General features: G+C 68.1%; 20 protein-coding genes and 1 pseudogene. 5 read left to right on the top strand and 16 right to left on the bottom strand.

Features of this window, described 5'->3' with window-relative positions; genetic code table 11:
• Nucleotides 1-30 precede the first annotated feature (30 nt).
• From UUA_RS15575 to UUA_RS15565, 3 genes are read right to left on the bottom strand one after another with little or no spacing between them, the layout of a single operon-like run.
• The gene (locus UUA_RS15575; RefSeq protein WP_008438562.1) at nucleotides 31-1,050 is read right to left on the bottom strand and encodes a YheT family hydrolase; all 1,020 of its coding nucleotides are present in this window, start codon (nucleotides 1,048-1,050) and stop codon (nucleotides 31-33) included.
• Nucleotides 1,047-1,847: a lysophospholipid acyltransferase family protein gene (locus UUA_RS15570; RefSeq protein ID WP_008438561.1), complete on the bottom strand. Its 801-nt coding sequence runs from the start codon at nucleotides 1,845-1,847 to the stop codon at nucleotides 1,047-1,049. Before UUA_RS15570 ends, UUA_RS15575 begins: the two co-directional genes overlap by 4 nt.
• A gap of 42 nt (nucleotides 1,848-1,889) precedes the next feature.
• The gene (locus UUA_RS15565) at nucleotides 1,890-2,366 is read right to left on the bottom strand and encodes an Lrp/AsnC family transcriptional regulator (RefSeq protein WP_008438560.1); all 477 of its coding nucleotides are present in this window, start codon (nucleotides 2,364-2,366) and stop codon (nucleotides 1,890-1,892) included.
• Nucleotides 2,367-2,505: 139 nt separating this feature from the next.
• On the opposite strand from UUA_RS15565, the gene phhA reads away from it, so the two are divergent.
• On the top strand, nucleotides 2,506-3,393 hold the full coding sequence (phhA, locus tag UUA_RS15560) for a phenylalanine 4-monooxygenase (protein ID WP_008438559.1): 888 nt from the start codon (nucleotides 2,506-2,508) through the stop codon (nucleotides 3,391-3,393).
• 343 nt (nucleotides 3,394-3,736) lie between these two features.
• Here phhA and UUA_RS15555 read toward each other — a convergent pair whose 3' ends face one another.
• The 12 genes and pseudogenes from UUA_RS15555 to UUA_RS15500 all read right to left on the bottom strand — a co-directional run bounded on the left by UUA_RS15555 (nucleotide 3,737) and on the right by UUA_RS15500 (nucleotide 14,281).
• On the bottom strand, nucleotides 3,737-4,792 hold the full coding sequence (locus tag UUA_RS15555; RefSeq protein ID WP_008438558.1) for a type II glyceraldehyde-3-phosphate dehydrogenase: 1,056 nt from the start codon (nucleotides 4,790-4,792) through the stop codon (nucleotides 3,737-3,739).
• A gap of 636 nt (nucleotides 4,793-5,428) precedes the next feature.
• Complete coding sequence (locus UUA_RS15550; protein ID WP_008438557.1) at nucleotides 5,429-6,109, bottom strand: SGNH/GDSL hydrolase family protein; 681 nt, start codon at nucleotides 6,107-6,109, stop codon at nucleotides 5,429-5,431.
• A 30-nt stretch (nucleotides 6,110-6,139) separates the two neighbouring features.
• Nucleotides 6,140-6,829, bottom strand: coding sequence for an RES family NAD+ phosphorylase (locus UUA_RS15545; protein ID WP_008438556.1), 690 nt, complete (start codon nucleotides 6,827-6,829; stop codon nucleotides 6,140-6,142).
• 203 nt (nucleotides 6,830-7,032) lie between these two features.
• Complete coding sequence (locus UUA_RS15540; protein WP_008438555.1) at nucleotides 7,033-7,443, bottom strand: MbcA/ParS/Xre antitoxin family protein; 411 nt, start codon at nucleotides 7,441-7,443, stop codon at nucleotides 7,033-7,035.
• A 77-nt stretch (nucleotides 7,444-7,520) separates the two neighbouring features.
• Nucleotides 7,521-9,305, bottom strand: coding sequence for a DUF885 domain-containing protein (locus UUA_RS15535; RefSeq protein WP_039954246.1), 1,785 nt, complete (start codon nucleotides 9,303-9,305; stop codon nucleotides 7,521-7,523).
• Between the two features lie 2 nt (nucleotides 9,306-9,307).
• Nucleotides 9,308-10,969: a SulP family inorganic anion transporter gene (locus UUA_RS15530; protein WP_008438552.1), complete on the bottom strand. Its 1,662-nt coding sequence runs from the start codon at nucleotides 10,967-10,969 to the stop codon at nucleotides 9,308-9,310.
• Nucleotides 10,966-11,580: a ParB-like protein gene (locus tag UUA_RS15525; protein ID WP_008438551.1), complete on the bottom strand. Its 615-nt coding sequence runs from the start codon at nucleotides 11,578-11,580 to the stop codon at nucleotides 10,966-10,968. Before UUA_RS15525 ends, UUA_RS15530 begins: the two co-directional genes overlap by 4 nt.
• 103 nt (nucleotides 11,581-11,683) lie before the next feature.
• Nucleotides 11,684-12,388: a helix-turn-helix transcriptional regulator gene (locus UUA_RS15520; RefSeq protein WP_008438549.1), complete on the bottom strand. Its 705-nt coding sequence runs from the start codon at nucleotides 12,386-12,388 to the stop codon at nucleotides 11,684-11,686.
• A 60-nt stretch (nucleotides 12,389-12,448) separates the two neighbouring features.
• Nucleotides 12,449-13,081: a glutathione S-transferase family protein gene (locus UUA_RS15515; protein ID WP_008438548.1), complete on the bottom strand. Its 633-nt coding sequence runs from the start codon at nucleotides 13,079-13,081 to the stop codon at nucleotides 12,449-12,451.
• A 27-nt stretch (nucleotides 13,082-13,108) separates the two neighbouring features.
• Nucleotides 13,109-13,473 (bottom strand): annotated as a pseudogene (locus UUA_RS15510) (VOC family protein).
• Nucleotides 13,473-13,661, bottom strand: a complete 189-nt coding sequence (locus tag UUA_RS15505; protein WP_008438545.1) for a hypothetical protein — start codon at nucleotides 13,659-13,661, stop codon at nucleotides 13,473-13,475. The pseudogene UUA_RS15510 and the gene UUA_RS15505 overlap by 1 nt, the downstream one beginning before the upstream one ends.
• Nucleotides 13,662-13,672: 11 nt before the next feature.
• Entirely contained in the window at nucleotides 13,673-14,281 is a 609-nt protein-coding gene (locus UUA_RS15500; protein ID WP_008438544.1) for a DJ-1/PfpI family protein, read from the bottom strand.
• A gap of 154 nt (nucleotides 14,282-14,435) precedes the next feature.
• On the opposite strand from UUA_RS15500, the gene UUA_RS15495 reads away from it, so the two are divergent.
• From UUA_RS15495 to UUA_RS15485, 3 genes are all read left to right on the top strand, one after another.
• The gene (locus UUA_RS15495) at nucleotides 14,436-15,452 is read left to right on the top strand and encodes a class 1 fructose-bisphosphatase (protein WP_008438543.1); all 1,017 of its coding nucleotides are present in this window, start codon (nucleotides 14,436-14,438) and stop codon (nucleotides 15,450-15,452) included.
• A gap of 135 nt (nucleotides 15,453-15,587) precedes the next feature.
• A complete protein-coding gene (locus UUA_RS15490; protein ID WP_008438542.1) occupies nucleotides 15,588-16,493 on the top strand; it encodes a patatin-like phospholipase family protein in 906 nt (301 codons plus the stop codon).
• An 88-nt stretch (nucleotides 16,494-16,581) separates the two neighbouring features.
• Nucleotides 16,582-18,654, top strand: coding sequence for a S9 family peptidase (locus tag UUA_RS15485; RefSeq protein ID WP_008438541.1), 2,073 nt, complete (start codon nucleotides 16,582-16,584; stop codon nucleotides 18,652-18,654).
• Between the two features lie 4 nt (nucleotides 18,655-18,658).
• Here UUA_RS15485 and UUA_RS15480 read toward each other — a convergent pair whose 3' ends face one another.
• The gene (locus tag UUA_RS15480) at nucleotides 18,659-19,765 is read right to left on the bottom strand and encodes a PA0069 family radical SAM protein (RefSeq protein ID WP_008438540.1); all 1,107 of its coding nucleotides are present in this window, start codon (nucleotides 19,763-19,765) and stop codon (nucleotides 18,659-18,661) included.
• A gap of 144 nt (nucleotides 19,766-19,909) precedes the next feature.
• Here UUA_RS15480 and UUA_RS15475 point away from each other — a divergent pair, with 144 nt between their 5' ends.
• Complete coding sequence (locus UUA_RS15475) at nucleotides 19,910-20,149, top strand: hypothetical protein (RefSeq protein WP_008438538.1); 240 nt, start codon at nucleotides 19,910-19,912, stop codon at nucleotides 20,147-20,149.
• Nucleotides 20,150-20,233: the final 84 nt, after the last annotated feature.

Raw genomic sequence — 20,233 nt, 5'->3', positions numbered from 1 at the left:
CACCCGCTCTCCAGGCGATCGTACCGGTATTCAGCCCGCCGGCATGGCCGCGTCCGCCACCGCATTGAAGCGCAGGGCGATGTAGTCGTCGGTGTAGCTGGTCATGCCCCAGTCGCGGATGAAGCCGCAGTGGCCGCCGTAGGGTGCGATGTCCAGTTCGACGTTGGCCGGCAAATCGAGCCTTTCGAAGCCGGCGATGGGAATCACCGGATCATCCCTGGCGGTGAGGATGGTGGCGGGAATCTGCAGCGTCTGCATGCTGTCGCCCGCCACCGAATAGCCGTCCAGATACTGTTGTAGCGACTTGAAGTCGGTATGCCGCAGCACCAGCGACTCGGTCAGCCCGCGCAGGTGCTGCTTCAGTTCGGACATCTCGAAGTACCGGTGCTGCGGGAACGCCTTCTGCTTGGCCAGCAGCGAGTGCCGCCACTTGCGCATGAAGTACGCCTGGTAGAACCACGGCGCGGTTTCCTCCAGCGAGAACAGGCCTTCGCCGGGGTCGATGATCGGGCACACCGCCAGTGCGTAGCTGAGCGGAATGCCCACCCGCGAGGTCTGCATCGCCGCGCGCAGCGCGAAGTTGCCGCCCAGCGAGAAGCCGGCCAGCGCCATCGGCCGCGCCGGCCAGCGCGCGGCGATGTCGCCCAGGGCGTGCACCACCTCGTCGAGGCGGCAGGAGTGGAACAGCGCCTCGTTGAGGTTGTAGCTGTCGCCGTGGTCACGGAAGTTCAGCCGGAAGATGTCCCAGCCGTCGGCGAGCAGGCGGCTGCCGGTCTGCAGCACGTAGGTGGAGTCGACGCTGCCTTCCCAGCCGTGGAACAGCACGGCCAGGCCGCGCGATTGCGGCCGGACTTTCTGCGCGGTATGGGCGCCGGTGAGGCGCACGCCGCCGCCGCCGTCGACCACCACCGCCTCGGCGCCCTGCAGCACCGCCTTCGCCGCGCTCGGCAGCAGGAAGCGGCGCACGCCGCTGGAGGACAGCATGGTCTGGATGTGGCCGCTGGTGAACGGCCAGGGCGGTCGGAAATCCTTTCCGTGCAGCAGGCTCATCCGGGGCGGTCTTCCAGCGCAGCGGCGATGCGTTCGCGCGACAGCTCGGCCATGTGCCGGCGTGCATCCGGGGTGGCCGGTACCGGCGTCAGGAAATGCACCTCGGCGTCCAGCGGTGCCTCGCCCAGCATGCGCACGATGTTGTGCATGAAACTCTCGTCCTCGCGGAAGCCGGCGTCGATCATCCGGCGGCCGTCGCGGGCGAAACGCAGCGCCACCGGCTGCACCGGCACCGTGGCATCCAGCGCGGCCTGGAAGATACGTGCATGGAAGACCTTCAGCACGCCGTTGTAGCCGGTGCCGCCTTCCGGGAAGACCGCCACCGAGCGGCCCTCGCGCAGCCGTTCCACCATCACCTGCATCACCGCGGACAGCGAATGGTTGTTGCCGCGGCGATGGAAGATGGTGCCGCCGCTCCTGGCCAGCCAGCCGACCAGCGGCCAGCCGGCGATCTCCGCCTTGGCCACGAAGCAGACCGCACGCTGGCTGTGCAGCATCACGATGTCGATCCACGAGGTGTGGTTGGCGACGAACAGCACCGGATCGCGCAGCGGCTGGCCGATGCGTAGCGAACGCAGACCGAAGATGCGCAGCAGGCCACGCGACCACCAGCGAATCATGCGGTGCGCGAACGGCTCACGGCCGTCCTTCATCGCCACGTGCTGGTTCCAGCTGAGGATCAGCGAGCACAACGCGATGCCCAGCACGATGTGCAGCAGCAGCAGCGGTACCCGCCACAGGTAGCGCAGCGGGCGCAGCAGGTCGCGGTCGGGCGCAGTGGTGGTGTCGATGCTCATCAGTCAACTAGTTTAGCGTCAGTCGGCGCAGGCGCGGGGCCTTCAGCGCTCCAGCTGCGCGAGCGGCAGCGACGGCGAACGCTTCACCGTGCGCAGCACGAAACTGGAGTTGACGTCGGCCACCCCCGCCGCGTTCAGCAGATGGTCGAGCAGGAAGCGCGAGAAGTCCTTGAGGTCGGCCACGTAGACGTGCAGCAGGTAATCCATGTCGCCGGTCAGCGCATGGCAGGCGACCACCTCGTCCCAACCGTTGACGTGTTCGACGAAGCCCTCGATCGCCGCGCTCTCGTGCTTCGTCAATTGCACCCGCACGAATGCCTGCAGGCCCAGCCCGACGGCCTGTGGATCGACCTGCGCGGCGTAGCCAGTGATGACCTGCTCGCCCTCCAGCCGTTGCAGCCGGCGCAGGCAGGCCGACGGCGACAGACTGACCCGTTCGGCCAGTTCGGCGTTGGTGATGCGGCCCTCGCTCTGCAGCACGGCGAGGATACGCAGGTCGGTGCGGTCGAGTGTTGTCATGCGCAACAAATCTCACAAAATGCTTACTTTCAAGCAAGAATAATGCATTCCATATTCCGATCAATGCAACAAAACAACCTTGCTGCGGGAAAACCGCCGTATGCTGTGGCTTGCCCCGCGCCGCAACGGAGTCGAGCCCATGGACACGCCCCGCAAAGTCGAACACCAGCAGACCGACCGCGGCTACGTGCCGGTGTACGCCACCGGCGTGGTCGAGCAGCCGTGGGCCAGCTACAGCCAGACCGACCACGAGGTGTGGGACACCTTGTTCAAGCGCCAGCGCGAACTGCTGCCCGGCCGCGCCTGCCAGGAATTCCTCGACGGCGTGGAACGCTTCGGCCTCGGCGACGGCGGCATCCCGAAGTTCGCCGACATGAACAAGGTGCTCGGCGCCGCCACCGGCTGGGAGCTGGTCGCGGTAGAAGGCCTGCTGCCGGACGAGGTGTTCTTCGACCACCTGGCCCACCGCCGCTTCCCGGTAAGCTGGTGGATCAGGAAGCCCGACCAGCTCGACTACCTGAGCGAACCGGACCTGTTCCACGACATGTTCGGCCACGTGCCGCTGCTGCTCAACCCGGTGTTCGCCGACTACATGCAAGCCTACGGCCGCGGCGGCATGAAGGCGTTCGCGCTCGGCCCCGACGCGCTGATGAACCTGACCCGGCTGTACTGGTACACGGTCGAGTTCGGCCTGATCAACACCAGCGAAGGCATGCGCATCTACGGCGCCGGCATCGTCAGCTCCAAGGGCGAGTCGATCTACTGCCTCGATTCGCCCTCGCCGAACCGCATCGGCTTCGGCCTGGAGCGCGTGATGAGCACGCGCTACCGCATCGACACCTACCAGCAGACCTACTTCGTGATCGACAGCTTCGAGCAGCTGTTCGAGGCCACTCATCCCGACTTCACGCCGATCTACGCGAAGCTGAAGCAAGCGCCTGCGCATGCCGCCGGCGACGTGCTCGACGGCGACCGCGTGTTCACCCGCGGCGACCGCGTGGGCTGGGCGACCAACGCGGATACCTGACTCCTCGGCGACTCGTCGCGCCATTCGCTCTTTCGGCAAGATCTGTGGCGCAATATTTACCGCAGAGGTCGGCTTAGCCCCACTTTGTACTCGGCGGGACTTGGCTCCGATGCGGGCCGCTGATAGCACCGGCAATGTTTGCCTCTGGGTCGCGAGCGGGCCTAAGCCGCTTGCGGTCAATGCGACAGAACGGCAACACATGGCCACCCAAGCCAGCTCGATGACATGATTTTCCTGGAGCGGAAGCTGCCGATTCCAGCATGCCAAGGCAAAACGCCCCACTTGCGTAGGGCGCCCGCTGCACCGGGTCAGTCTATGGCCATTGCAGTGTCGATTGATCCCTTCATGGCCGCGCAAACGCGTCGGCGATCAGGCCGATTCCGAGCGCCTTGTCGGTCTTTGCGATGGATTGGCGAGCGTCTCGGATGGTGGCGGTGAGCGCTCGGATGGCGTCGATGGTCTCGGGGATCACGATGCTCTGATTGTCGACCATGTAGGCATAGAAGAGCTCATCGCCCTCGACCCGCAACATATCGCTCCAGAGCGCCACTTCGTAGAGATTCTCGTACGGTCGGCCAAGGTCGATCATGAGCTCCTTGACGGTGTTGAGCGCGGTCAGCCCCTCATCCATGCGGATGAGGGCAATGCGCGAGACTGCACGGAAGGCATCCAGCACCTCCTCCTTTTCGGCCTTGCGCGTCATCTGCACGGACCAGTAGTGAAGGTGTGCGAGGGTTTCCGGGACCTTGACCGCCATCGTGATGACGTCGAGTCCCGGATCGACGCTCTTCGCGTCCGGCCCCTGATGGCTTGGGATCTCACGTTCGGGCACCAGCGTGTTCATGATCCCGCCCTTATGGCTCTCCCATGGATCGGTGGCGCGGCGAAGCAGCGTACCGCGCGCGCGGCGCAGTAGTCCCGCCCGCTTCAAGGCCGTCAGGGTGCGAACGATCGAAGTCGTGTTGCAGGACACGACACGGGTGCTGTCCCGGTCGAGGGTGCTGTCATAGTTCGACTCGGCGACGAAAGAGTGGCCCGTGACGTCGTGCTTCTCGCCGCCCTGGACAATGAACTTGATCCCTCTCTTCCGGTAAAGGTCGACGTTCTTTGACGCAACTCCCTTCGGCGTGCAGTCGACCACCAGGTCAGCCGCCCCGAGCAGGTCGCCCAGGGTCCCTGCGACGTTGAGGCCTGCATCGCGCATCGCCTGCACGTGCTCGGTGCCGGCCCCAAAAAGACGAAACCCCTTGTGGGTGGCCATGCGGGGCCGCCAATCGGTGCCGATGTCGCACACGCCGACAAGCTCCATATCGTCCTGCCGGTCGACCGCCCCGGCTACACGCTTGCCGATGACGCCATAACCGTTGACTGCCACCCGGGGCTTGCTGGTCGTGTTCATCTGCTCCTCCTTGGCTTTTTCCGGGGCTGCGTGTGTCGGCCTCACTGATTCTGGAAACCATACACCGCCGCCCATATTGAGGCTTCAACCCGATGTGAAAATCCTGGAAAGAATCCCCGGTGCGCCGACTCCTGTTCGCTCTCGACGGTGTGGTGATGGATACCGCCTGCCTTCGTGCTGCGGCATGGACCCAGGTGTTCAACGCTTTTCGGCAGAGGGCGGTTCACCCAACCGCTACAAGCTTTCAAAACAGGCTGGTGTCCTTATGTTGTTGTACGTGTTCTCCGCCGAGCAGCCGGCCGAACTCTTCGGGCGCTTCGGCTAACCTTCGAGGCTGCGATGCTTCCCCGGACGATCGATTACGATTTCCGGCGCAGCTCGCACGGCTCGACCTCAAGCAGCGTCATTTACGCGGGGTGGTCGGTGCCAGTCTTTGAGCCGCCAAGCTCAACGCCGTGGCGAAACAGCCAAATGAGCGACCCGGAGGGACGCCAGGCCACGAAACATCAGACGAGCGATATCGACAATCCGTTGCGTCGACCGACTGAATCCGCAGTCGAAAGTTGGCACTCCCGAAAGTGTTGACCAGGCCCCAGCTCTAAACGTGCAGACCCTCACCACTATTGCCGATCCGCATCAGCGCCCGTGCACATCCACCCATGGCCGCACGATGCCGATCCACAGCTCGTAGCCTGTGCGGTTCATGTGCAGGCCATCCTGGACGAACCATTTGTCCTGCGGCTGGCCATCCTTGCCGAGCATTGGCGTGAAGATGTCGAGGTACGCCACCTGCCGCTGCGTGGTCGCCCAGTCGCGCACCAGTGCGTTCGCCTCGCGGATCTTCGGCAGCAGCGCCTGGCGCGCCATGCTGGGCTTGATCGCGATGAAGGCGATGGGCACGCCGGGATCGACCGCGCGCGCCTTGCGCACGAAGGCGGCGAAGTCGTCGCGCACCTGCTGCGGGGGATTGCCGGCCTCGAGGTCGTTGTCGCCGGCATACATCACGATGGCGCGCGGGCGGTACGGCGCCACGATACGGTCGACGAAGTAGGTGCTGTCGGCGATCTTAGAGCCGCCGAAGCCGCGGTTGAGCGTGTGCACCTCGGGAAAGTCGGCCGCGAGCGAGGTCCACAGGCGGATCGACGAACTGCCGATGAACAGCACCGCGCCCGGCGCCGGCGGGCGCACGCGATCGCTGGCCTGGAAGGCAGCGATCTCCGCGTTCCACGGCGCGTGGTCGTTCTTGCGGTTGTCGCGCGCCGCCGCCAGCAACGGACACAGCAGCAGAAACAGCAGCAGGTTGCGCAGGGTCTTCATCGGCTCACCTCGGGCTTGCCCGTCCACAGGCTAGCGTGGCCGCGCCAGTTCCGATACCGCCAGCACCTGCGCGATACGCGTGCCGTCCCAGCGATAGACCAGGTGCTGCGCCTGCATGCACGGCGCAACCACATCGGGCTGGAACGCGGCCAGGCATTCGCCGCCGCGATGGCGGGCGCTGTCGTAGACGATGCCGTTGGAGCCCGCGTCGCGCAGTTCGTGCGCCAGCGCCACGCTGGCGGCATAGCTGGCGGCATCGTGCGCCGCGGTCCAGCCGCCACGGATGTCGTGCAGCTTGCTGTCGATGCTGGTGCGGTAGCAGCGCATCTGGATGTCGCAGGCAGACTCGGCGGTGGCGGCGAGGAAGCGCTCGCGGTGGTACGCGGTTTCCTCGACCGCGGTGGCGACGCTGTGCGCGGCGTAGAAAACACCCCACGTGCCGTCGGAGAAGCGGCTGCCCTCCGGGTTGAGATGGGTGAACGCGGCCATCACCGGCGTCGAACCCGGTCCGCTAATGCGGTGCTCCTTTGGCACCAGCTTCAACGCGCCGGCTTCCTCGCGCAGGCGCGGGTTGGTGAGCGCCTCGACCGCAAACAGCGCGTCGAGGTCGGCCGGATCGGCGATGCGGTCATACACGCCGACCGGCGGAAAGCGGCTGGGCACGATGCGAAAGGCCTGGCTCCAGCGGATACGCTTGAGAGGTGGCAGCTCATTTGGCATCTGGGCTCCAGAATGTGCTCCCTCTCCAGCGAAGTAGGGGAGGGTTGGGGTGGGGTCGCTCTTGATCCTGATGGAAGATCAAGAGCATTGCCCCTCACCTGAAGAACTCCCTCCGGTGGTCGACCTCTCCTGCCTTGCAGTGGGAGGAGCAGAGCGTGGGGCAGCATCGTCTCGCTCGCCGCGACGCCCGTCGCCGTGACGCTTCACCCGCGCTGCGCATCCAGGTATTGACGCACCACGTAGAGGTCGGCCACGTTGCCGGACAACATGCGCTCCAGCGCGGAATGGCCGCCGAACAGCGACGCCGTGTTCGGCTTGTGCAGCCAGGCATCGGCCTGGGCCGGGTCGGGGAACAGGATCTGCAGCGACTTCCAGATGCCGAGCAGGTAGCTGATCCGCTCCAGCGTGTCGCGCGCCAGGGCGCCGCCCTGCTGGCGTTTCCACTTGTAGAAGGTCGACTCCGGCGGGTCGCCGAGCAACCGGCGCTGCTCGGCGATGCGCAACTTCCAGTGTTCGGCCAACTTGAAGAACGCGCGCAACGCCGGGTCAGCGAGCGTGTCCGGCGGCGCATAGCGGGGCGCGGCTTCGGCGATGCGGGTCGGATGGGCAGTCATGACGACGACTCTCCCTGTGAAGTTATTTCGAATAATACTCCATGATTACAGCAAAGCCAACGGCCCATCCCCGAGGCTCAGCGGCCCGGAGTGCCCTTTGCCTTCGCGCAGTCGCACGCGTAGTCCGGCTCCGGGCCGCCGTCGGTGATGAAGCGGTCGATGCGTTGCGCCAACACCGGCAGCGGCACCGAGCCCAGCTGCAGCACGGTGTCGTGGAAGTGGCGGAGGTCGAACTTCCCGCCCAGCGCCTGCTCGGCCTTGGCGCGCAGCTCGCGGATCTTCAGGTAGCCCAGTTCGTACGACAGCGCCTGGCCCGGCCAGCTGATGTAGCGGTCCACCTCGTTGGCGATCTCGCGCGCGGACAGCGCGGTGTTGACGGTGAGGTAGTCGATCGCCCGCTGGCGCGTCCAGCCCAGATGGTGGATGCCGGTGTCGACCACCAGCCGGCAGGCGCGCCACATCTGGTAGGTGAGGTAGCCGAAGCGCTCGTACGGCGTGTGGTAGATGCCCATCTCGTTGCCGAGATATTCCGAGTACAGCCCCCAGCCTTCGCCGTAGGCGGAGATGTAGCCGTTGCGGCGGAACGCGGGCTGGTCGTGCTGCTCGTCGGCCAGCTCCAGCTGCAGCGAGTGACCGGGGTAGCTCTCGTGCAGGGTCAGCGCCGGCACGTTGAACAGCGGCCGCGACTTCAGGTCGTAGGTGTTGACCAGGTAGGCGTCGGCGCCGCCGCGACCGGAGGTGTAGTACGGCGCGATGTCGGCCGGCACCGGCTTGATGGTGAAGTGCGCGCGCGGCAGGCGGCCGAAGTAGCGCGGCATCTGGCCGTCCACCTGCTTGGCCACCCAGGCGCTGCGCATCAGCAACTCGTCCGGCGTCTTCGCGTAGAACTGCGGGTCGGTGCGCAGGAACTTCAGGAAATCGGCAAAGCTGCCCTTGAAGCCGGTGTCGGCCATCACCTCCAGCATCTGTGCGTGGAGCTTCGCCACCTGGTCGAGGCCGATGCGGTGGATTTCGTCTGGGTCGAGCTCGAGCGTGGTGTACTCGCGGATCTGCTGGCGGTAGTAGGCCTTGCCGTCGGGCAGCGCTTCCGCCGCCAGCGTGGTGCGCGCCTGCGGCACGTATTCGTTGCGGAAGAACGCCAGCAGCTTCGCGTAGGCGGGGATCACCTCGTCGCGGATCTGCCGTAGCGCCCGGCCCTGCAATGCCTGCGCCTGGTCGGCGGGGATCGACGCCGGCAACTGCCTGAACGGCGCATAGAAGCTGCTCTGGGTGGGATCCTTCAGTTCGGCCACCGCGGCGATCGACGCGTCACGCCCGTCGAGTACCGCCCGCGGCACGCTGAAGCCGCGCTTGAGGCCCGCGCGCATGTTCACGATCTGCTGGTCGAAGTAGGCCGGGATCTGCTCCAGCCGGTCGAGGTAACGCCGGTAGTCGTCGGCCGTGCGCAGGCGGTCGCCACCCAGCACGTAACCGATGTCCGACCAGAACGCCGAGTCGCTGTTGAACGGCATCTGCCACGCCTTGAATCGCTGCGCGGCGAGCAGGTTGTCGATCTGCGCGCGGTACACGGCGTAGTTGACCTGGTCTTCGGCGGACAGCTGCCGCGGCTCGATCGCGCCGAGTCGGTCGCGCACCTTCTGCCAGTACTCCAGCCGGTGCCGCTGGCTGGCCGCGTCGACGTTGTCCAGCCGGCCAGCGTTCGGCTGCGCCTCGCCGGCGGCGAGCACGCCGGACTGCGCGCTGCGCCAGCTCCATTCCTGCTGGTAGATCTGCCTGAAGCGGGCCGCCGCGTCCTGTGCCGCCCATGCCGGCGCCGCCAGGACCAGTGCGCCCAGGCCCAGCCACGCCCATCTTGTTGCCATGCTCACGAAACCGTTCCTTCCACCGATGACGGCGCAGCGGGCGGCTTCGCCGCATCCTCCACGCTCCAGTAAGCCAGCGCCGCGGGCGGCAGCTGGGGCAGTGCCGCGCGCAGCAGCAGCGCGTGCACGGCATCTTTCAATCGTGCCACGCGCAGCGCGATTCCACGAGTCTGCAGCCAGGTGGCGAATTCCGCCAGCGCCTCCACGGCCGTGCCGTCCAGATCCGGTGACTCCTCCAGACTGAGCACCACCACCCGGATGCCGCTGCGTTCGCTGACCCGCTCGCGCGCCAGCGCCAGCGTCGGTTCCGCGTTGGCGAAGAACAGCGGTTCCTCCGGGCGCAGGATCACCATGCCGGGCTGCTCGCGCGCGGCGTGGTGCTGCTTGGTGTCGACGAAGTCATGGCTGTCGGCGAGCCGGCCGAGCACGCTGATCCGCGGCGCCGCCAGCTGGCGCAGCAACAGCAGCAGGCTGAACGCGATCGCGGACAGCAGGCCGTCCAGCACGCCCAGGGTGAGCACGGCCAGCACCGCGGCCAGCGCCACCAGCCGGTCGCGCCGCCATTGCAGGTACGGCCGGAACACCGCCAGCCGCCACGACTTGCTCACCGCGTGGATCACGATCGCCGCCAGCACCGGCTCGGGGATGCGCTCGATCCAGCGCAGGAACAGCAGCACCAGCAGCAGCACGGTAATCGCTGCCACCAGTCCGGCCAGCCGCGACTGCGCGCCGGCCGCCTCGTTCGCCGAGGTGGCCGAGTAACCCGCGCCGACCGGCATGCCGTGGAACAGGCCCGAGACGACATTGGCCACGCCGAGCGCGACCAGGTCGCGGTTCGGCCGCACCGGATCGCCGTGCTTCAAGGCGAAACTGCGGATGGCGCTGTACGACTCGGCATACAGGATCAGCATCAGCGCCGCCGCCAGCTCGATGTTCGGCAGCCACTGCGACGCGTCCGGCCACGCCGGCGCCGTCCATGCCAGGGCCAGCTGCACCGGCCCGACCAGCGCCACGCCCTGCCCCGCCAGCCAGCCGGAAGCGGCGATGCCGAGCACGATCGCCAGCAGGCTGCCCGGCAGGCGCCGTACCCGCCCGCACAGGAACAGCAAGCCGAGGGCGGCCGCACCGGCGGCGATCGCGGCCGGCTGCCATTGCCGGAACTGTTCGACCAGCTCGACCAGCACCCGCGCCACATCGCCGTGCCGGGTGGACACCCCGAACACGTGCGGCAGCTGTTTGATCGCGATCACCCAGGCCAGGCCGAACGCGTAGCCGCGCAGCACCGGCCGCGCGATCAGGTTCGACAGCGCGCCCAGCCGGGCCGCCCCGGCGAGCAGGAAACTGCCGCCGGCCAGCACCACCAGCATCGCTGCAGTGGCGAGACGCTGCGCGCCGTCGCCGCCGGCCAGCGCCAGCGTCGCTGCCGCCAGCACCGCCGCCGAGGACGAGGTCGCCGAGACGACCGCGAAGCGGCTGCGGCCGATCAGGCCGTAGCAGGCCAGGCCGGCGAACAGGCCGATCACGCCGGCCTGCGGCGGCAACCCGGCGATACCCGAGTACGCCACCGCCTCGGGCAGCAGCAGGCCGGCGATCGACACGCCGGCCAGGACATCGACGCCGAAGCTGGAACCCGCCGCGGACGCAGATGTCGGGCCCAGTTTCATTCGATCAGCCCGCTCCAGCCCGGCAGGTACGCCGTGTCATGGCTGTGCGCCAGCAGCAGGGCCTGCTGCAACGCCTTCGCGCCGACCTTGCCGCCCGGCAGCTTGAGCCGGCGGCGGTAGAAATCCGCCCACAGGAACTCCGCGTACGGCGTGGCGTCCTTCGCGGAACCGCCGGCCGTGCGCACCCGTGCGGCAAGGGTGCGGTAGGGGTCGTCGGCCATCTCGCTCAAGCTGGCCGGGATCGCGGCGTAGTCGGTGCGGGTGCCGTGCTGGTCGTACGGGTGCGCCCAGCGGTTGAACTCCATCGTGCGCCAGAACACGTCCGGCTCCAGCCAGGAAAAATCGCGCTGGATCATCACCGGCACGCTGTTCACCCCCTCTTCCAGCAAGGCCAGCCCGAGGTGGTGATGGTCGACGATGTAGACGCGCTGCTTCGGCCCCAGCACACCGGGAAACCAGTGCGCCTGGATCAGCTCCTTGCGCTTCTTCCGACCGAGCTTTTCCCATTCTGCGCGTTTGCCCGCAACCTCGGCCCGGCCCACGGTGAGCTGGGTCGGCCGCAGCTTGGCCGGGGCGATCTTCAACAACGGGTGATGCAGGCCTGACGACATGGCATGACTCCTCCGGGCAGATGCCGTGCCGCCGAGCGTACCCGAGCCGGGCCGGGCCGATAAGAGCTGGCTGTGGCACGCAATTTTCTGCGCGGACGGACGGCTATTCCATGCCGGCGTAGTAGCCGCGCATCGACTGCAGGTAGGTATCCAGATCATGGCCCACCCGGTCGTCGAACCTCTCGCCGGTCTCGGCGAGTTCATCGATGCGGTCGGGACGGAAGTTGCGGAAATTCTCGCGCAGCCGGCACCACGTGCCGAGCGTCCACTTGCCGCCCCAGAACGCCAGGCACAACGGCTCGACCTCGCGCCGGCTGACGTTGCCGCCTTCATCGCTGTAGGTCAGCTGCAATACCAGGCGTGCCTCGATGGCCGCATGCAGCCGGTCGATGCGGGCGGCGAACGCCAGCTTGTACTCGTCGCGCCACACCGGCGCGTAGATGCGCGTGCGCGCAGCGCGCTCGCGCAGTTCCGGCGGCAGCACCGCCTCGATCTTCAGCAGCGCCGCGCGGGCGTCGCCGGCCAGCCTGTCGCCGGCGAAGGCCTGCACGAACCGCGTGCCGACCACCAGCGCCTCGAGCTCGTTCGCGGTGAACATCAGCGGCGGGATGTCCGAACCCTTGCGCAGCACGTAGCCGACGCCCGCCTCGCCTTCGATCGGCACGCCGGACAGCTGCAGATCGGCGACGTCGCGGTACACGGTGCGCAGCGACACCCCCAGCGTCTGCGCCAGCGAGCGCGCCTGCAGCGCGGTACGCCGACCGCGCAGGGCGTGGATGATGAGGAACAGGCGATCGGCGCGGCGCATCCGCGCATCATCGCGGAGGCAGATGACGGCGAACAGCGCCGAAGGTCACGCCTCATCGCGTCACACCGTTTGCGCGGCCAGCAGTTCGGCATCCTTGGCTGCGGCGCGCTGCATCGCCGGGCGCGCCAGCACGCGGTCGATGTAGGCGCGGATCACCGGCAGCTCCGGCACCAGCTTGAACATCGTGGTCCAGTTCAGCGCGGTGCCCCACAGCACGTCGGCTGCGCTGAAGGTGTCGCCGAGCAGGTACGGGCCTTTTTCGAGCTGGTCGACCAGCGTCTTCAGCACGGTGTCGTAGTCGCCATAGGGCGAAGTCGAGGGCGGCGTCGGTTCGCGCTGCATGGACTTGTCCACCACCGCCGGCTCGAAGCACGAGCCATAGAACACCAGCCAGCGCAGGTACGGCCCGCGCAGCGGATCGCCCAGCGGGGGTGCCAGCTTCGCGGCGGGGTAGAGATCGGCCAGGTAGATGAACACCGCCGGCTGCTCGGTGACCAGCGCGCCGTGGTGATGGATCGCCGGCACCTTGCCCATCGGATTGACCGCCAGATAGGCCGGCTGGCGCTGTTCGCCAGCCTTCAGGCTGAGCACGTGCAGATCGTAGTCGGCGCCGAGTTCCTCCAGCAACGCACGGGCCCCGGCGGAGCGGCTCTGCGGCGCATGGAAGAAGGTGACGCGAGATGTCGTGTCCACGCCGGGTACTCCTGCTCGATGAGTGATTCAGTCCCGCGGAAGTTGGCAGACCGCCTCGATGTTGTGCCCGTCCGGGCCGATCACGAAGGCGGCGTAGTAGTTCGCGTGGTAGTGCGGGCGCAGGCCCGGCGCACCGTGGTCGACGGCGCCGGCACGCAGCGCGGCGGTGTGGAAGGCGTCCACCTGCGCGCGGTTGGCGGCGACGAAGGCCACGTGCAGTGGGGTTGGCACAGGCGGCCCGCGACCAGCCAGAACGCCGGCTCGTCGCGGCCCATGCCGACCGCGCCGGGATATTCCTTCACCACGCCGATGCGCAGCGGGGCCAGCGCCAGGCCGAAGAACGCCCGGCTGGGGGCGAGGTCGCTGCTCGGCAGACTGATGTGGTCGATGATCATGGCTTGCCGCGCGCGGGCCATACAAGGTGGGTCAACGCGGCCAACAGGGCGCGCCGACGGGGGCGTGGCGCGGCATCGGTCGGAGCTGGCTGGAGCAGCTTGTACTGACCGTCCAGCAGCAGGCCGTTCAGATAGAGCGGACGGTACGCGGTCAGCACGCGGTCGAGCACGGATCTGTTCGTCATGTCGCCACTCCTCAGGCTGCCGCCGCTTCGCCAGCACACCACGGTAGCGGCTGCGCATGCTTGAACAGGCGGTACCAGTGTTCGCGATCGCTGGGGCTGTACAGGTCCAGCGTGCGGATCACCTCGCGCGCGAACTCCACGCTGCCCAGGTGGCTGGCGCTGATCACGCCGCCGTCGCTGACCGCCAGCACGCCGGCGTCGTACTGCTCCGCGCCGGCGTAGGCCGGCACGTGGCTGTCGATGTGCCCGGCCCAGTTGCCGGTGTGCCGGCAGTGGTCGAGCAGGCCGCTGCGGGCCAGCGCCAGCACGCCGCTGTCGATGCCGGCCACCGGCGCGCCGGCCGTGTACAACCGGCGGATCGCCACCACCGCCTCGGCGGCTTCGTCGCGCTGCCACAGGTGGCCGCCGGGCACGACCAGCAGGGCCGCACGCTGCAGGTCGAGCTGGTCCAGCGACAGCTCCGGCTGCACGCGGAGACCGCCCATCGAGACCACCGGAGCCAGCGAGAAGCCCACCGTCTGCACCCGCCAGTCGCCGGGGCGGCGGATCTCGCACAGCGCCAGCGCGGCCTGCCAGTCGGCGAAGCCGTCGAACACCAGGAAGTAAACCGTGTCGCGCATGTCGTATCCCTCCGCTTGTGGAGGGACAGCTTGTCCGCCCCCTGCTGCCAACGTGATGTCAGCAGCCGGGCCGAATGCGGGCACGCGGGGCGCGGGGCTGGCACCGTTCAGTCGGGACCGGGACAATGGCGCTTCCTCTTGCCATGGACCCGACATGAAACCCGTCTCGCTGATCCAGTTCCTGATCGAGGAACGCCGCGCCGGCAACATCAACGCCGAACTTTCGCTCTTGATTGAAGTGGTCGCGCGCGCCTGCAAACGCATCGGCGTGGCCACCGGCAAGGGCGCGCTGGGCGGCGTACTGGGCGAGGCCGGCACAGGCAATATCCAGGGCGAGGCGCAGAAGAAGCTCGACGTGATCTCCAACGAGATCCTGCTGGAGGCGAACGCCTGGGGTGGCCACCTCGCCGCCTGCGCCTCGGAGGAAATGGAAGACCCGCAGCAGATTCCGGACGGCTATCCGAAGGGTCAACACCTGCTGCTGTTCGATCCGCTCGACGGCTCGTCGAACATCGACGTGAACATTTCCGTCGGCACCATCTTCTCGGTGCTGCGTTGCCCCGACGGGGTGACCGAGCCGAAGGCCGAGCATTTCCTGCAGCCGGGCACCACCCAGCTCGCCGCCGGCTACGTGGTGTACGGTCCGTCCACCGTGCTGGTGCTGACCTTCGGCTACGGCACCCACGAGTTCACGCTGGACCGCGAGGTGGGCAGCTTCATCCTCAGCCGCCGCGGCATCCGCATCCCGGAAGCCACCGCCGAGTTCGCCATCAACATGTCGAACCAGCGCCACTGGCAGGCACCGATGCAGCGCTACGTCGGCGAGCTGCTGGCCGGCAAGGAAGGCCCGCGCGGCAAGGACTTCAACATGCGCTGGGTTGCCTCGATGGTCGCCGACGTGCACCGCATCGTGACCCGCGGCGGCGTGTTCTATTACCCGCTGGACGCGAAGATCGAGAAACAGGGCGGCAAGCTGCGCCTGATGTACGAGGCCAATCCGATGGCCTTCATCGTCGAGCAGGCCGGCGGCGCCGCCACCACCGGCCGCCAGCGCATCATGGAGCTGCAGCCGGGCGGCCTGCACCAGCGCGTGCCGGTGTTCCTCGGCTCGAAGGCCGAGGTGGAAGTGGCCACGCACTATCACCTGGAGGCCGACGGCGCGCTGGGCTGACGCTTCCTGCTCCCTCCCCTGCGCCGCAGGGGAGGGCCGGGGTGGGGTTGCTCTTCGCCCCAACGTCAAAAGCACCCCCTCCCGACCTCCCCCTACGTTGCAGGGGGAGGAGACCGACCCGGACCGATATCGACCATGCCCTTCCGCCGCCTGCTCCTGCCGCTGCTCGCCACGTTCGCGCTGGGTGCCTGCACGCACGCCGCCAAGCCCGTGCCGCCGCCGGTGACGGTGGCACCGGCGCCGCTGAAGATCGGCCTCGCCCTCGGCGGCGGTGCGGCGAAGGGCTTCGCGCACATCGGCGTGATCAAGATGCTGGAAGCCAGCGGTATCCATCCAGACGTGGTCGCCGGCACCAGCGCCGGCAGCGTGGTCGGCGCGCTGTACGCCAGCGGCATGGACGCGTTCGCGCTGCAGCAGACCGCGCTCGGCCTGGACGAGGCGAAGATCCGCGACGTGCGGCTGTTCTCCGGTGGCCTGGTGCAGGGCCAGGCGCTGCAGGATTACGTCAACCTGCTGCTGCACAGGCAGCCGATCGAACAATTGAAGCTGCCGTTCGCCGCGGTGGCCACCGAGCTGGAGACCGGCACGCGCACCGTGTTCGTGCGCGGCAACGTCGGCCGCGCGGTACGCGCGTCCTCGAGCATTCCCGGCGTGTTCGAGCCGGTGGAGATCGGCGGCAAGCACTACGTCGACGGCGGCGTGGTCAGCCCGATTCCGGTCGACGCGGCGCGCCAGCTCGGCGCCGACTTCGTGATCGCGGTGGACATCTCCGCCGCGCCCGACGGCAGCAGCCCGCAAGGCATGATGAGCATCGTCGGCCAGTCCATCACCATCATGGGCCGGCAGCTGGCCGCCCAGGAAAGCGCGCGCGCCGACGTGGTGATCCGGCCCGTCCTCACCGGCATCGGCCCGACCGATTTCGAGCAGAAGAACCAGGCCATCCTGGCCGGCGAGAAGGCCGCGCTGGCGGCGATCCCGGCGATCCGTGCCCGGCTCGCCACGCTGGAGGCGACGCGCCAGGCGGCCACCGCCACGCGCTGAGCACCGGCGCGGCGGCCATGCCGTCCTGCACTTGGCGCATGCGATGCCGCGGTTGTAGCGTCGGGTTTTCCTACGCCGGAATGCCCCCATGCCGAAACCTGCACGTCTGATCCTGCCCTCGTCGCTGCTGGCTTTCGCGCTGGCATCGCCGGCCTTCGCCGCTGCGCCCGCGGTCGATCCGCGCATCGAGCAGGTACTGGCCGAGCTGGGCAAGGCGCAGGCGATCCAGGCGACGGCGATCTCGCCGGACGGCCAGCAGCTGGCGTGGGTGATCCAGCGTGATGGCAAGCCGGCGATCGAGGTGGCCGCTGCGGACGGTCGCCACGCGCGCCGCGTGAGCGCTGCCAGCAAGCCGGGCGAATGCGCCGAATCCGGCATCGCCTGGGCCCCCGATTCGCGGCGCCTCGCCTTCATTTCCAACTGCAGCGTCGACCTGACCAGCACCAAGGCGATGCAGAACACCGTCTTCGTGGCGGACGCCGGCCACGGCGACAGCGCGGGCAACGGTTCGCCCAGGCCGCTGGCCACGCTAGCCGGCTACGCGCACGCGTTGCAGTGGAGCGCCGACGGCAAATCGCTCGGCTTCCTCTACGTGCCCGGCGCCACTCGTCGCGCCAGCGCCACCGCCGCGGCCAAGCCGGCGGCTGGCGAGATCGGCGTGAGCGGCGTGGAAGTGCAGCGCGTGGCCAGCCTCGACGTGGCCAGCGGCGCACTGCGCGAACTGACCCCGGCCGCCATGTACGCGTACGAGTTCGAGTGGTCACCGGACGGTTCGCGCATTGCCTACACCGCTGCGCCGCCACCGGGCGACAACAACTGGTGGATCGCCAAGCTCTATGTGCAGGGCGCGCAGGTCGATGCTGCCACCCGCGTGCTGGTCGATCCGGCCAGCACCGCCAGCGGCTCGCTGCACGGTCTGCAGATCGCGCTGCCGCGCTGGTCGCCGGATGCCACGCGGATCGCCTTCATCGGCGGACTGATGAGCGACCAGGGTGCCACCGGCGGCGACCTCTACGCGGTGCCGGCCGGCGGCGGCGAGTTGGTCGACCTCACGCGCGACATCAAGGTCACGCCCAGCTGGTTGCATTGGACTTCACCGCAGTCGATGCTGGTCAGCCAGGTCGACAACGGCCGGAGCCAGCTGGCCGATTACGCCGTGTCGGCCACGCGCGCCGAACAGCAGCGCGTGCATTTCACCGTGCCGGCCAGCATCGGCGACGGCAGCGCGTCGATGGCGATGTCGCTGTCAGCCGACCTCACGCGCATCGCGTTCGTGCAGAGCTCGTACGCCGCCGCCGGCGAAGTGCATGCCGGCGCACTGCGTGATGCCCCGCCACCTGCGGTGACCGCGTTCAACGCCGGGCTCAAGCCGTCGTGGGGCAAGGCCGAGTCGGTCGAGTGGAACAATGAAGGTTTCCACGTGCAGGGCTGGCTGTTGTATCCGGCGAACTACGACGCGAAGAAGCGCTACCCGATGATCGTGGTGGTGCACGGCGGCCCGTCGAGCGCGGTGATCCCGCGCTGGCCGGGCGTCGGTTACGGCGGCGCGCCACTGTCCGCGCTGGGCTACTTCGTGTTCATGCCGAACCCGCGCGGCAGCTTCGGCCAGGGTGAGAAGTACGTGCAGGCGAACCGCAAGGACTTCGGCTACGGCGACCTGCGCGACATCCTCGCCGGCGTCGACGCGGTGGAGAAGAAGGTGCCCGTCGATGACAAGCGGCTCGGTCTCACCGGCTGGAGCTACGGCGGCTTCATGAGCATGTTCGCGCCCACCCAGACCCACCGCTTCCGCGCCGTGGTGGCCGGTGCCGGCATCTCGAACTGGCAGAGCTACTACGGCCAGAACCTGATCGACCAGTGGATGCCGCCGTTCTTCGGCGCCAGCGTGTACGACGACCCGGCGGTGTACGCGAAGAGCTCGGCCATCAACTTCGTCAAGCAGGTGAAGACGCCGATGCTGATCGTGGTCGGCGACCGCGACGCCGAATGCCCCGCGCCGCAATCGTTCGAAATGTGGCACGCGCTGCGCGCGCAGGGCGTGCCCACCTCGCTGGTGGTCTACCCCAACGAAGGCCACCACTTCGTCGACCCTGTCCACCAGCGCGATGTGCTGCAGCGGGCGCTGGACTGGTTCCAGAAGTACCTGCCTGCCGGCGGCTGACCGCTTAGAACAGCTCCCCCTGCGGCGACACCTTGGGCGGCGGCACGAAGCGCGAGGTATCGAGTTGCAGCTCGCGGGCGCGGCCGTAGCCGTGCCGGCGGCAGGCGAGTTCGAAGCGCTTGCGCAGCAGGTCGGCGAACACGCCCTGGCCGCGCATGCGGGTGCGGAAGTCCGAGTCGTAGTCGCGGCCGCCGTTCATCTGCTGCACCAGGCTCATCACATGTTCGGCACGCTGCGGGGCGTGCAGAGCAAGCCATTCGCGGAACAGCTGCTTCAGTTCCCACGGCAGGCGCAGCACGGTATAGCCGGCGCAGCGGGCGCCGCCGGCGTGGGCGCGTTCAAGCACGGCTTCCATGTCCTTGTCGTTGAGCGCCGGGATGATCGGCGCCACCAGCACGCCCACCGGCACACCGGCCTCGGCCAGCGCGGCGATGGCCTTGAGGCGGCGGTGCGGCGCGCTGGCGCGCGGTTCGAGCTTGGCGGCCAGGTGGTTGTCCAGCGAGTTGACCGAGACGAAGACCTGCACGAGGTTCCCGCGCGCCATCTCCGCAAGGATGTCGAGGTCGCGTTCCACCAGCGCGTTCTTGGTGACGAGGGTGCAGGGGTGGCGGCACTCGGCCAGCACTTCCAGCGCGGCGCGGGTGAGCCTCCACTTCTTCTCGATCGGCTGGTAGGGATCGGTATTGCTGCCGATGTTGATCGGCTTCGGGCTGTAGCCGGGTTTCGCCAGTTCGGTGCGCAGCACTTCGGCGAGGTTGCCCTTGGCGCGGATCTTCGTCTCGAAGTCCAGCCCGGGCGAGAGATTGAGGTAGCTGTGGCTGGGCCGCGCGAAACAATAAACGCAACCGTGCTCGCAGCCGCGATACGGATTCATCGCCTGCTCGAACGCGATGTCGGGCGAGTCGTTGCGGGTGATCACGCTCTTCGCGCGTTCCTCGGTGACCTCTGTGCGCGGGCGCGGGGCAGCTTCATCCAGCAGCGCGCTTTGCCAACCGTCGTCCTCGGCGTGGTGGCGGATCGATTCGAAGCGGCCTTCCGGGTTGGAGGCCGCGCCGCGGCCCTTGTGCGCGCGGACGGTGGGAAGCGATGGCGATGGCGGCAGCTCGTCCATTGGCGCAGCGTCGCGCCGCTGGGTCTCAGCCGTCGCGACATCCCGGCGCGGGCGTGACAGGCTGCGCACCCGACGCAACGCAGCGACGCTAAGATCGTTCGTCCGCCGCCGCCGGCGGCGCTTCGACCTGTCGAGGCCTACCTCATGCGCTGGGTGTTGCTCGCCTCCACCGTGTTTGCATTCGCGCTGTGCTTCACCCGCCAGGGTGCCGGCGCCTGGGGCTTCTGGCTGTTGGTTGGGCTGGTCGGCATCTTCGCCACCACGCTGGCCTTCGTGCAGGCGCGCATCGTCGGCAACGCGCGCGGGGACAGCCTGTCCGAGTACGACCTGAGGCGGCTGCGCGAAGGCAAGGACCCGCTGAAGCACGACCGCCTGGATCGGTAAGCTCGCCACGGGTAGGAGCGCACCCTGTGCGCGATGCTCTGATGTTGGACGGAGCCAAGAGCATCGCGCACAGGGTGCGCTCCT

This window comes from Rhodanobacter thiooxydans LCS2 (assembly GCF_000264375.1).
GTDB classification, from domain to species: Bacteria; Pseudomonadota; Gammaproteobacteria; order Xanthomonadales; family Rhodanobacteraceae; genus Rhodanobacter; species Rhodanobacter thiooxydans.
Note: the sequence above shows the minus strand (reverse complement) of the source record. Positions and strands in the feature narration are given on the sequence as shown.

Bases quoted from the DNA above. Each gene is read 5' to 3' on its own strand.
- UUA_RS15575 (WP_008438562.1), bottom strand. From the start codon at position 1,050: ATGAGCCTGCTGCACGGAAAGGATTTCCGACCGCCCTGGCCGTTCACC.
- UUA_RS15570 (WP_008438561.1), bottom strand. From the start codon at position 1,847: ATGAGCATCGACACCACCACTGCGCCCGACCGCGACCTGCTGCGCCCG.
- UUA_RS15565 (WP_008438560.1), bottom strand. From the start codon at position 2,366: ATGACAACACTCGACCGCACCGACCTGCGTATCCTCGCCGTGCTGCAG.
- phhA (WP_008438559.1), top strand. From the start codon at position 2,506: ATGGACACGCCCCGCAAAGTCGAACACCAGCAGACCGACCGCGGCTAC.
- UUA_RS15555 (WP_008438558.1), bottom strand. From the start codon at position 4,792: ATGAACACGACCAGCAAGCCCCGGGTGGCAGTCAACGGTTATGGCGTC.
- UUA_RS15550 (WP_008438557.1), bottom strand. From the start codon at position 6,109: ATGAAGACCCTGCGCAACCTGCTGCTGTTTCTGCTGCTGTGTCCGTTG.
- UUA_RS15545 (WP_008438556.1), bottom strand. From the start codon at position 6,829: ATGCCAAATGAGCTGCCACCTCTCAAGCGTATCCGCTGGAGCCAGGCC.
- UUA_RS15540 (WP_008438555.1), bottom strand. From the start codon at position 7,443: ATGACTGCCCATCCGACCCGCATCGCCGAAGCCGCGCCCCGCTATGCG.
- UUA_RS15535 (WP_039954246.1), bottom strand. From the start codon at position 9,305: ATGGCAACAAGATGGGCGTGGCTGGGCCTGGGCGCACTGGTCCTGGCG.
- UUA_RS15530 (WP_008438552.1), bottom strand. From the start codon at position 10,969: ATGAAACTGGGCCCGACATCTGCGTCCGCGGCGGGTTCCAGCTTCGGC.
- UUA_RS15525 (WP_008438551.1), bottom strand. From the start codon at position 11,580: ATGTCGTCAGGCCTGCATCACCCGTTGTTGAAGATCGCCCCGGCCAAG.
- UUA_RS15520 (WP_008438549.1), bottom strand. From the start codon at position 12,388: ATGCGCCGCGCCGATCGCCTGTTCCTCATCATCCACGCCCTGCGCGGT.
- UUA_RS15505 (WP_008438545.1), bottom strand. From the start codon at position 13,661: ATGACGAACAGATCCGTGCTCGACCGCGTGCTGACCGCGTACCGTCCG.
- UUA_RS15500 (WP_008438544.1), bottom strand. From the start codon at position 14,281: ATGCGCGACACGGTTTACTTCCTGGTGTTCGACGGCTTCGCCGACTGG.
- UUA_RS15495 (WP_008438543.1), top strand. From the start codon at position 14,436: ATGAAACCCGTCTCGCTGATCCAGTTCCTGATCGAGGAACGCCGCGCC.
- UUA_RS15490 (WP_008438542.1), top strand. From the start codon at position 15,588: ATGCCCTTCCGCCGCCTGCTCCTGCCGCTGCTCGCCACGTTCGCGCTG.
- UUA_RS15485 (WP_008438541.1), top strand. From the start codon at position 16,582: ATGCCGAAACCTGCACGTCTGATCCTGCCCTCGTCGCTGCTGGCTTTC.
- UUA_RS15480 (WP_008438540.1), bottom strand. From the start codon at position 19,765: ATGGACGAGCTGCCGCCATCGCCATCGCTTCCCACCGTCCGCGCGCAC.
- UUA_RS15475 (WP_008438538.1), top strand. From the start codon at position 19,910: ATGCGCTGGGTGTTGCTCGCCTCCACCGTGTTTGCATTCGCGCTGTGC.